We start from the raw sequence: 7,022 nt of genomic DNA, 5'->3' as shown, positions 1-7,022 counted from the left end.
CCTGTCACATCCGTTGTACGGAAGTAAAACTGCGGACGATATCCTTGGAAGAATGGTGTATGACGGCCACCCTCTTCTTTAGATAGAATATACACCTCTGCTGAGAAGTTAGTGTGTGGCTTGATTGTGCCTGGTTTTGCTAACACTTGACCACGCTCTACGTCTTCACGTTTTGTACCACGAAGTAGTAAGCCCACGTTATCCCCTGCTTGACCTTCATCAAGTAGCTTGCGGAACATCTCTACACCTGTACATGTAGTCTTAGCTGTCTCACGAATACCTACAATCTCAATCTCTTCGCCTACTTTAATCACACCACGCTCAATACGGCCTGTAACCACTGTACCACGACCTGAAATTGAGAACACGTCCTCTACTGGCATCAAGAATGTTCCATCTACCGCACGCTCTGGTGTTGGAATATATGTATCCAAAGCTTCTGCTAATTTTAGAATCGCTTCTTTTCCTAGTGGACCTTCGTCTCCCTCTAGAGCTAACTTAGCTGATCCTTTAATAATCGGTGTGTCATCACCTGGGAAATCATATTTAGATAAAAGCTCACGAACTTCCATCTCTACTAACTCTAATAGCTCCTCATCATCTACCATGTCCGCTTTATTTAAGAACACGATAATATAAGGTACGCCTACCTGACGTGATAAAAGAATGTGCTCACGTGTTTGTGGCATAGGACCGTCTGCTGCTGAGCATACCAATATCGCTCCGTCCATCTGTGCAGCACCTGTAATCATATTTTTTACATAGTCAGCGTGCCCTGGGCAGTCTACGTGTGCATAGTGACGTGTTGCTGTCTCATACTCTACGTGTGCTGTATTAATAGTAATACCACGTGCTCTCTCCTCTGGAGCAGCATCAATCGCTGAATAGTCTTTCGCTTCACCACCGTACATCTTAGACAATACAGTCGTAATCGCTGCTGTCAATGTTGTTTTTCCGTGGTCTACGTGACCGATTGTACCTACGTTAACGTGTGGTTTGGTACGTTCAAACTTCTCTTTAGCCATAATTAATTATTTCCAAACTAAAATTAAAAAATTTAAAAAAACTGAATTTTAAAAATAAATCTTTACAAAATTACGAATAATCTAAGGATTATTTCGCGCGTGAACTAATCACTTCTTCAGCTACATTTTTAGGAGCCTCAGCATAATGCTTAAATTCCATAGTGTATGTAGCACGACCTTGTGTTAATGAACGAAGGTTAGTTGCATAACCGAACATCTCAGCTAGAGGAACCTCTGCCTTAATCGATTTGCCGCCACCAGCCATATCGTCCATACCTTGCACCATACCGCGACGTGAAGAAAGATCACCCATAACCGTACCTGCATAATCTTCAGGAGTTTCTACTTCAACTGCCATCATAGGTTCTAGGAGAACTGGAGATGCACGACGCATACCTTCTTTAAAGGCCATAGATGCAGCCATACGGAATGCATTTTCGTTTGAGTCCACGTCATGGTAAGAACCGAATGTCAAAGTAACTTTTACGTCTACTACTGGATAACCAGCAACCACACCAGAAGATAGAGTTTCTTGAATACCTTTATCTACCGCAGGGATATATTCACGAGGAACTACACCACCTTTAATTTCATCAACGAATTCGTAACCTTCACCGCCTGGTTCCATTGGTTCTAGTTTTAGAACTACGTGACCATATTGACCACGACCACCTGATTGTTTAACGAATTTACCTTCAACATCATTAACTGTTTTGCGGATAGTTTCACGATAAGCAACTTGAGGTTTACCTACGTTTGCTTCAACGTTAAATTCACGTTTCATACGATCAACAAGAATCTCTAAGTGAAGCTCACCCATACCAGAGATAATTGTTTGACCAGATTCCTCATCTGAGCGAACACGGAATGAAGGGTCTTCCTGAGCTAAACGTGATAGAGCTAAACCCATTTTTTCTTGGTCAGCTTTAGATTTAGGTTCTACCGCTTGAGAGATAACTGGTTCTGGGAATTCCATGCGTTCTAGAACGATAGGGGCAGAAACATCACATAGAGTTTCACCAGTAGTAACTTCCTTAAGACCTACAACAGCTGCAATGTCACCCGCAAGGACCTCTTTAATTTCTTCGCGATTATTTGCGTGCATCTGAAGAATACGACCAATACGTTCTTTTTTGTTTTTAACTGAGTTAAGAACTGTATCTCCTGAATTTAAAACACCAGAATATACACGGATAAATGTAAGTTGACCTACGAATGGGTCAGTCATAAGTTTAAATGCAAGAGCAGAGAATTTCTCTTTGTCGTCTGCTTTACGTTCAGCTTTATTACCGTCTGCATCCTCACCTTGTACTGGTGGAATATCAACTGGAGATGGTAAGAAATCAAGTACTGCATCAAGCATACGTTGAACGCCTTTATTTTTGAAGGCAGTTCCACAAAGCATAGGCTGAATTTCGCAGGCAATGGTACGTGTACGAAGAGCCTTGATAATATCTTCTTCAGAAAGATCACCTTCTTCAAGATATTTATCCATAAGTTCTTCACTGCTCTCTGCAGCAGACTCAACCATTTTTTCGCGCCATTCTTTAGCTGAAGCTTCTAATTCAGAAGGAATATCAACGTAATCAAATTTAGTACCTTGGCTTGCTTCATCCCAAATGATTGCTTTCATCTTGATAAGGTCAACAACACCTGAGAATGTATCTTCTGCACCAATAGGTATAACGATAGGTACTGGATTTGCATTTAAACGTGCTTTAAGTTGATCGTAAACTTTAAAGAAATTTGCACCAGTACGGTCCATTTTATTTACGAATGCTAAACGTGGCACATTATATTTATTAGCTTGACGCCATACAGTTTCAGATTGTGGTTGAACACCACCCACTGCACAATAAACCATGCAAGCACCATCAAGAACACGCATTGAACGCTCAACCTCAATTGTGAAGTCAACGTGTCCCGGAGTATCAATAATATTGATACGGTGTTCAGGATAGTTACCGCCCATACCACGCCAGAAAGCAGTAGTTGCCGCTGAAGTAATAGTAATACCACGCTCTTGCTCTTGTTCCATCCAGTCCATGGTAGCTGCACCATCATGAACTTCACCGATTTTGTGATTTACACCAGTGTAGAACAAGATACGTTCTGTAGTTGTAGTTTTACCAGCATCGATATGAGCTGAAATACCGATATTACGGTAACGATTAATTGGGGTTTTACGAGCCATTTGAAATAGGTCCTATGATTACCAGCGGAAATGTGAGAATGCTTTATTAGCTTCTGCCATACGGTGTGTGTCTTCGCGTTTTTTCATAGCGGCACCACGACCCTCAGAAGCATCAATTAGTTCACCTGCCAAACGAAGGTCCATAGATTTCTCACCGCGTTTCTTAGCGGCTTCACGCACCCAACGCATTGCAAGAGCTAGGCGACGAACCGGACGAACTTCTACAGGTACTTGATAGTTAGCGCCACCTACACGACGGCTTTTAACTTCAACGATTGGTTTTACATTATTAATTGCAGTATTAAAAACTTCTAGTGGCTCTTTACCTGTTTTTGATTGAATTTGATCAAGAGCACCATATACGATACGCTCTGCAACGGCTTTTTTACCGGAAAGCATAACAACGTTCATAAATTTAGCTAGTTCTACACTACCGAATTTTGGATCAGGTAGAATTTCGCGTTTTGGGACTTCGCGACGACGAGGCATAATTAAAATTCCTTTTTTGTGTCAATTTCAGTTGAACCACTTACGTGGCCACGGTTGCCTAATAACAAGGACAACCCCTTACATACCGCAGAAAATTTCACGCAGCTGCGGCTGCACTATAAAATGCACTATGATACAGAGCAATTATGAACTTATTAAGTAAGTGATTACTTCTTAGGTTTTTTAGCACCGTATTTAGAGCGAGCTTGTTTGCGGTCTTTAACGCCTTGAAGGTCAAGAGCACCACGAACAATGTGATAACGTACACCTGGCAAGTCTTTTACACGACCACCACGGATTAGAACAACACTGTGCTCCTGAAGGTTGTGACCTTCACCGCCGATGTATGAAATTACTTCATAGCCATTAGTAAGACGAACTTTAGCTACCTTACGCATAGCTGAGTTAGGTTTTTTTGGAGTAGTGGTATACACACGAGTACATACACCGCGACGTTGAGGGCAGTTTTCAAGAGCTGGGCTCTTACTTTTCATAACGGCAGTTTCACGTGGTTTACGCACTAACTGACTGATAGTAGGCATGCTTATCCTTTAAATATTGTTATTAATCTTTAAATAAAGACGGCCCTTTAAAATTTAAGGACCTACTCATACATGAGTAAATAGGTATAAAAAAACATACTAGTAAAATTTACTAGTAAGCCCACTAAATTAACACGTATTTGGCAATGAGTCAATAATTAAAGGGCAGATTTTGTACTAAAAACAAACAGTTAAGGATTTATAAGCTCTTCTAGACCTAAATTATGAAATGCCTTATATGTTGTGGCAATGAATAAGTAATCCATCCAGTTTTTAATAACACCCTCTATTAGTAATTTGCAATTGGAAGAATTTGGATCACATACATATTCTCTAGTTTCTGATATTGAATCTAGAATTTGATGCATGTTTGCATCTAAGTTAGAAAAATTATCTCTTTCATGAATGGAAAGTGCCTTTAGATTTAGTTCTATAAGACTTGTTTCATAAGACAATTTATCCCTTAATGAATTTAATCTTTTGAGATAACCTGGGTTTTGTGAATGACTTTTGTCAGAAAACTCATCCAAAATAATTTTTGAATGATATGACATTAGGTAATGACATGTCGCACCCAATGTATCCTTTTGGTTATGCCCATTATAAATTTCGGCTAACAAAAGGCAGATCTCATTGCCAAATAAATTATTTTTTTCGATTATTGTTTCTACGACTTTTTGCTCATCTTTATTATGAGTGGCAATAAATTCAGTTAAGTTTTTATCTAAGACTTCTTTAATTTTCGAATTACTATCTTCTACGCAATTTTGAAAGTCCACTGCACCAGAATTTGCCTTGCAATTACTCTCATCCAAAAATATGAGAGCACTCTCGTAAGGCGAGCCAATAATATCTGGAACTTGAAACTCAACGAAAACCGAAGAAATGTAATGATCCAAAATAATATCAACATAAGATTCCAACATGGTCAGATATGAATCTAAACATTCGCCTGTTTTTTCGTTATGTGCACAGATAGTATTTTCAAGCTCATTGAAACTAGAAAGCACCTCATCAAATTGTTTTTCTTTGCTTTCAGATTGTGAATAATGAGCAACCAAATTTAGATACTTCTTCAAAATGGCAATTTTTATTTGTAACTTTTGTGAATAAACAAGTTCTTTTGATAATTGATTTTGAGATTTCTTTAAGTGGGTTAGATTTTCTAAGAATCTATAATTTAGTTCGTACAAGCAAGTAATAAAATTCAGATCTAATTCTAAGTCTTTTGTTTCGATCTCATCCAAATATGGCACTGCGAGTTCGCACCCCCTCTTACTAAACCCTCTCCAATACTTTTTTATATTGCCTTTCGTGGTCTCTGTTAACTTAGTGGACTGGATTTTTTGGTCTCTAATTTTCTCAATACTCTTTAAATTAGTGGCAAAGCAATCGTCTACTTCACCTTTCCAATAGAATTTAGTACACACATTTTCAACTTCACTGATATTGGGTATTTCGTGAGCTGCGATGCCTTTCAGTGAAATTGTGAGTAAACAAAATATGGTGGCAATGATTTTTTTCAAGGACATAATGATTGAATAGAATTAATATAAGGTAATCTCTTCCTATGATTTTCATAGGAAGCAAATTTTTTATCTCTTAAGCAAGCTTTAGCAAATTTTGAAATGCTATAGTTGCTCTTGATTAAGGTTTTAATTAGATCTTGATTTAGTACACCTTGATATCTCATGTCAACCAGTATTTGTTTTAAACTAATTGGAAGATTACTCCACCAGTAAACCTTTGTGATATTGTTAACGGATTTTTTACATACGAGAAGATCCCTATTTATAATTGCATTAGAATTGATTAGATTATTTAACATAAAATTATCATCATTCTTTAAGAGATTATTTGCAACTTTGTTATATAACCTTTGCGTATCTCGTTCAATTTCTCTATAAACTATTTCGTATAAATTGACTTGTTGTAAGTGACTTATTTCACCGATTAGGTATTTATTTCTTTCAACAAATTGCTTTGCTGCCCCATTTTTTAGTCCTGCACCCTTGGAAATCATTCTTGCTTGTCTTTCAGAAACTCCAGCACCAGTTAAATGCTTAAATATTTCATGTTCCTTTCTAAGTTTCATGTCATAACCTCTTCCTATGGTTACACCAGAAGCACCACCTGGATAGTGAATAACTCTAGAAAAAAAAGGGCCTATCTGATCGCTTCCTTCTAAATCAAAAGTAAATTGACCTCTTGATACCTTTAATATGCCTGTTCTATAACTTGGAGGCAAAAATACGTTTGAAGAAATTTCCGATAATAATTGTTTAAATGTTTCACTTTTCGTTGTTACTATTTCTGAGGAAGAAATCCCTTTTAATTGCTGGAAATCAAAGATTGCCTTAGAAGTATGAACATCATATTTGCCATTGACAATTATTGAATCATCAAAGACGCCCTTCAAAAGTATCTGAACTAGTCCTACATCTAAATCTAAATTCTTTTGGTTCTTACCTACCGAATATCTAATCCTAATATTTTCAAACATTTTCCCCCCCCCACTGTTTTATATGAATCATAAATCTCAAATAAGTAATTATTGTTTCATAACAAAAAAATCCAACAGGTATTAGTTTTTTTAAAACATTAGTACACAGTGACTAGGAGGTAACAGCTTTTCATGAGACTGTAAATAATTTGTGAAAAAAATATTTCTAGTATCAATTTAATTGATGGCTACTATAGTGTTGAAAACAGGGATATTAGAATCAACAAAGAAGGTTTCACTAGGTATATTAAGGGGTCATCAAGCACACT

General features: G+C 37.5%; 6 protein-coding genes. All 6 read right to left on the bottom strand.

Annotated elements, in window-relative coordinates; all coding sequences use genetic code 11:
* Nucleotides 1-1,025 (bottom strand): elongation factor Tu (tuf, locus tag T432_RS0107500; protein ID WP_028884703.1); only part of this gene is annotated, 1,025 nt, incomplete at its 3' end.
* An 88-nt stretch (nucleotides 1,026-1,113) separates the two neighbouring features.
* On the bottom strand, nucleotides 1,114-3,219 hold the full coding sequence (gene fusA, locus T432_RS0107495) for an elongation factor G (protein WP_028884765.1): 2,106 nt from the start codon (nucleotides 3,217-3,219) through the stop codon (nucleotides 1,114-1,116).
* An 18-nt stretch (nucleotides 3,220-3,237) separates the two neighbouring features.
* Nucleotides 3,238-3,708: a 30S ribosomal protein S7 gene (gene rpsG, locus T432_RS0107490; RefSeq protein ID WP_013521762.1), complete on the bottom strand. Its 471-nt coding sequence runs from the start codon at nucleotides 3,706-3,708 to the stop codon at nucleotides 3,238-3,240.
* A 167-nt stretch (nucleotides 3,709-3,875) separates the two neighbouring features.
* Nucleotides 3,876-4,250: a 30S ribosomal protein S12 gene (gene rpsL / locus T432_RS0107485; protein WP_015555487.1), complete on the bottom strand. Its 375-nt coding sequence runs from the start codon at nucleotides 4,248-4,250 to the stop codon at nucleotides 3,876-3,878.
* 191 nt (nucleotides 4,251-4,441) lie between these two features.
* Complete coding sequence (locus T432_RS0107480; protein WP_028884764.1) at nucleotides 4,442-5,782, bottom strand: hypothetical protein; 1,341 nt, start codon at nucleotides 5,780-5,782, stop codon at nucleotides 4,442-4,444.
* Nucleotides 5,773-6,753 (bottom strand): DUF8812 domain-containing protein, encoded by a 981-nt coding sequence (locus T432_RS08195; RefSeq protein WP_049959894.1) that lies wholly within the window; start codon nucleotides 6,751-6,753, stop codon nucleotides 5,773-5,775. Before T432_RS08195 ends, T432_RS0107480 begins: the two co-directional genes overlap by 10 nt.
* Nucleotides 6,754-7,022 lie beyond the last annotated feature (269 nt).

The organism is Taylorella asinigenitalis ATCC 700933 (assembly GCF_000687755.1).
Classification (GTDB): Bacteria; Pseudomonadota; Gammaproteobacteria; order Burkholderiales; family Burkholderiaceae_B; genus Taylorella; species Taylorella asinigenitalis.
Note: the sequence above shows the minus strand (reverse complement) of the source record. Positions and strands in the feature narration are given on the sequence as shown.

Excerpts from the sequence above, each read along its gene's own strand:
- fusA (WP_028884765.1), bottom strand. The coding sequence starts at position 3,219 with ATGGCTCGTAAAACCCCAATTAATCGTTACCGTAATATCGGTATTTCA.
- rpsG (WP_013521762.1), bottom strand. The coding sequence starts at position 3,708 with ATGCCTCGTCGTCGCGAAGTCCCAAAACGCGAAATTCTACCTGATCCA.
- rpsL (WP_015555487.1), bottom strand. The coding sequence starts at position 4,250 with ATGCCTACTATCAGTCAGTTAGTGCGTAAACCACGTGAAACTGCCGTT.
- T432_RS0107480 (WP_028884764.1), bottom strand. The coding sequence starts at position 5,782 with ATGTCCTTGAAAAAAATCATTGCCACCATATTTTGTTTACTCACAATT.
- T432_RS08195 (WP_049959894.1), bottom strand. The coding sequence starts at position 6,753 with ATGTTTGAAAATATTAGGATTAGATATTCGGTAGGTAAGAACCAAAAG.